Source organism: Pseudomonas sp. P129, assembly GCF_020312195.1.
Taxonomy (GTDB): Bacteria; Pseudomonadota; Gammaproteobacteria; order Pseudomonadales; family Pseudomonadaceae; genus Aquipseudomonas; species Aquipseudomonas fragariae.
In genome coordinates, this window is the sequence record NZ_JAGPYS010000028.1 from 1 (window position 1) to 3,444 (window position 3,444).

Sequence of the window (3,444 nt, forward strand, 5' to 3'; positions counted from 1 at the left end):
AGCAGGGCGTCGGCCCGGATGTGCGCGTCGGGCTGGCCGCCGAGCGCGGTCTGGAGATGATTGTCGGCCTGCTGGCCATCCTCAAGGCCGGTGGCGCTTACGTGCCGCTCGACCCGGATTATCCGCAGGATCGTTTGAGCTTCCTGATGCAGGACAGCGGTATCGAGCTGTTGCTGACCCAGGCGCATCTGCTTGGCAAACTGCCGATCCCCGAACAGGTGCAGACGCTCGATCTGGCTGACGCACTGGACGGCTACAGCACGGAAAACCCGCTCAACAAGACTACGCCGGACAACCTGGCCTATGTGATCTACACCTCGGGCTCGACCGGCACACCCAAAGGCACCTTGCTCGCCCATCACAACCTGATGCGCCTGTTTGCCGCGACGGATGACTGGTTCCATTTCAACGAGCAAGACGTGTGGACGCTGTTCCATTCCTTCGCCTTCGACTTCTCGGTGTGGGAGATTTTCGGCGCGCTGCTGCACGGCGGCCGACTGGTCATCGTGCCCCGTGAAGTGACCCGTTCGCCGGAAGAGTTTCATGCGCTGCTGGTCGAGCAGCAGGTCACGGTACTCAACCAGACGCCTTCGGCGTTCAAGCAACTGATGCGCGTGGCCTGCGATTCGCCGATGTCGATGTCGCTGCAGACAGTCATCTTCGGTGGTGAGGCGCTGGACGTCGCCAGCCTGAAGCCTTGGTTCGAACGCTTCGGCGATCAGACGCCGCAACTGGTCAACATGTACGGCATTACCGAAACCACCGTGCATGTCACCTACAGACCAATAGCCGAGGCCGACACGCAGAACCCGGCCAGCCCGATTGGCGAGGCGATTCCCGACCTGTCCTGGTACGTGCTGGACGCCGATTTCAACCCGGTCGCCCAAGGTTGCAGCGGCGAGCTGCACATCGGCCATGCCGGTCTGGCGCGGGGTTACCACAACCGCGCCGCGCTGACTGCCGAGCGCTTCGTGCCGGACCCGTTCTCCAACGATGGCGGCCGTCTGTACCGCACCGGCGACCTGGCGCGTTATCGCGCTGCCGGAACCATCGAATACGCCGGGCGCATCGATCACCAAGTGAAGATTCGTGGCTTCCGTATCGAACTGGGCGAAATCGAAGCGCGGCTGCAAGCGCACCCGGCGGTGCGCGAAGTCAGCGTGCTGGCGCTGGACGGGCAGTTGGCGGCGTACCTGGTGCCTGCTGAGCCTGATCAAGATCAGACAACCCTGCGTGAAACGCTGAAAAGCCAACTCCGGGTACACCTGCCGGATTACATGGTGCCCACCCATTTCATCGTCCTCGACAGCATGCCGCTGACCGCCAACGGCAAGCTGGACCGCAAGGCGCTGCCTGCGCCGGACGCCAGTCAGTTGCAGGCCACCTACAGCGCGCCGCAGGGCGAGCTGGAGCAGCAACTGGCAGCGATCTGGGCCGATGTGTTGCAGGTCGAGCGGGTCGGGCGCAACGACAACTTTTTCGAGCTCGGCGGCCATTCGCTGCTGGCGGTGCAGATGCTCGTGCGGGTGCGCGAACAGTTGCAGCACGAGGTCAGCCTCAAGGATGTCTTCGAGCAACCGCTGCTGGCGGACTTCTGCGCCACGCTGCAGGAAAAAAATGGCGAAAGTGACCACGCGCAGGACGAATTGACTAAATCACTGGAGGCACTCAAACGTTTATCAGCGGAGGAAATTGATAATTTGATTGCTTAGCAGGAGAGACCCCAGTGCAACAGTTGCTTGACTCCGTTAAATCGCTGTCCGCCCGTGAACGCAAGGCGCTGGCGGTGCTGCTCAAGCGTCAAGGGGTGAATCTCTACGGGGTCACGCCGATTGCCGTGAGGGAGACGCAGGCACCGTCCGCGCTCTCTTACGCGCAGCAGCGGCAATGGATCATCTGGCAACTGGAACCGCACAGCGCGGCCTACAACATTCCGCTGGCGCTGCGCCTGCACGGCGCGCTGAATGTCGAGGCATTGCGGCGCAGCGTGGAGCAATTGATCGAACGTCACGAAACCCTGCGCACGACCTTCGAACAGCAGGGCGATGAAGCGCAGCAGGTGGTGCACCCGGCGTCGCCGTTTGCGCTCGGTGTCGAGCAACTGGCGGCTGGCGAAACGGTCGCGCGTTATGTGGATCAGGAAGTACAACGGCCTTTCGATCTGCAACACGGACCGCTGTTGCGCGTCAGGCTGCTCAGGCTGAGCGAGCAGGAGCATGTACTGGTATTGACCCAGCACCACATCGTCTCCGATGGCTGGTCGATGCCGATCATGGTCGAGGAGTTGATGCAGTTCTATCAGGCCGCCAGCCTCGGTCGCGAGATCACACTGGCGCCGCTGCCGATCCAGTACGCCGACTACGCCCTCTGGCAGCGCAACTGGCTGGAAATGGGTGAACAGGAACGCCAGCTGGCGTACTGGAAGCAGCAACTGGGCGAGCAACAGCCGATTCTGGAATTGCCCACCGATCGACCGCGTCCGGCACTGCGCAGTTACGAAGGTGCGCGACTCAATGTGGAACTGGATGTCGCGCCGTTGAATAACCTCAAGACCCTGGCGCGCCAACAGGGCATCACCCTGTTCATGCTGTTGCTGGCCTCGTTTCAGACCCTGCTGCATCGCTACAGCGGTCAGGCCGATATACGCGTCGGCGTGCCGGTCGCCAACCGTACCCGCAGCGAAACCCAAGGGCTGATCGGCTTCTTCGTCAACACTCAGGTGCTCAAGGCCGAATTCACCACGCAGACCACCGTGGCCGGGCTGTTGCAGCAGGTCAGACACACCGCCGTGCAGGCGCAGGCCCATCAGGACCTGCCGTTCGAACAACTGGTCGAAGCCTTGCAACCGCAGCGCGACCTGAGCCGCAGCCCGCTGTTTCAGGTGGCCTGCAACCACCAGAGCGAAGGCCACAACCAGAGCCGTGAGCTGGCAGGGCTGCGTCTGGAATATCAGGTGTCCGACAAGCACACCGCGCAGTTCGACCTGACCCTCGACACCTGCGAACGCCCGGACGGCCTGACAGCTGCATTGACCTACGCCACCGACCTGTTCGACGCATCGACCATCGAGCGCATGGCCAGCCACTGGCGCAACCTGCTCAACGGCATGTGCCACGACGTCAATCAGCGTATCGCTGACCTGCCATTGCTGAGTGCCGAGGAACGCCAGTACACCCTGCGTGACTGGAACCGCGATCTTGCGGTCTACCCAAGCGAGCACTGCGCGCATCAACGCATCGAAGCCCAGGCCGAGCGTAACCCGCAGGCCATTGCCCTGAGTTTTGGCGATGAGCAACTGAGTTACCGGCGGCTCAACCAGCGAGCCAACCAGATGGCGCACAAACTGCGCGAGCAGGGCGTCGGCCCGGATGTGCGCGTCGGGCTGGCCGCCGAGCGCGGTCTGGAGATGATTGTCGGCCTGCTGGCCATCCTCAAGGCCGGTGG

At 62.6% G+C, this 3,444-nt stretch carries 2 protein-coding genes; both read left to right on the top strand.

Annotated features, from left to right (window positions below; all coding sequences use genetic code 11):
- A partial coding sequence (locus tag KBY02_RS25965; RefSeq protein WP_225650864.1) for an amino acid adenylation domain-containing protein occupies window positions 1-1,712 on the top strand: 1,712 nt, incomplete at its 5' end.
- A gap of 14 nt (window positions 1,713-1,726) precedes the next feature.
- The coding region (locus KBY02_RS25970) for a condensation domain-containing protein (protein WP_225650865.1) at window positions 1,727-3,444 on the top strand (1,718 nt) is incomplete at its 3' end.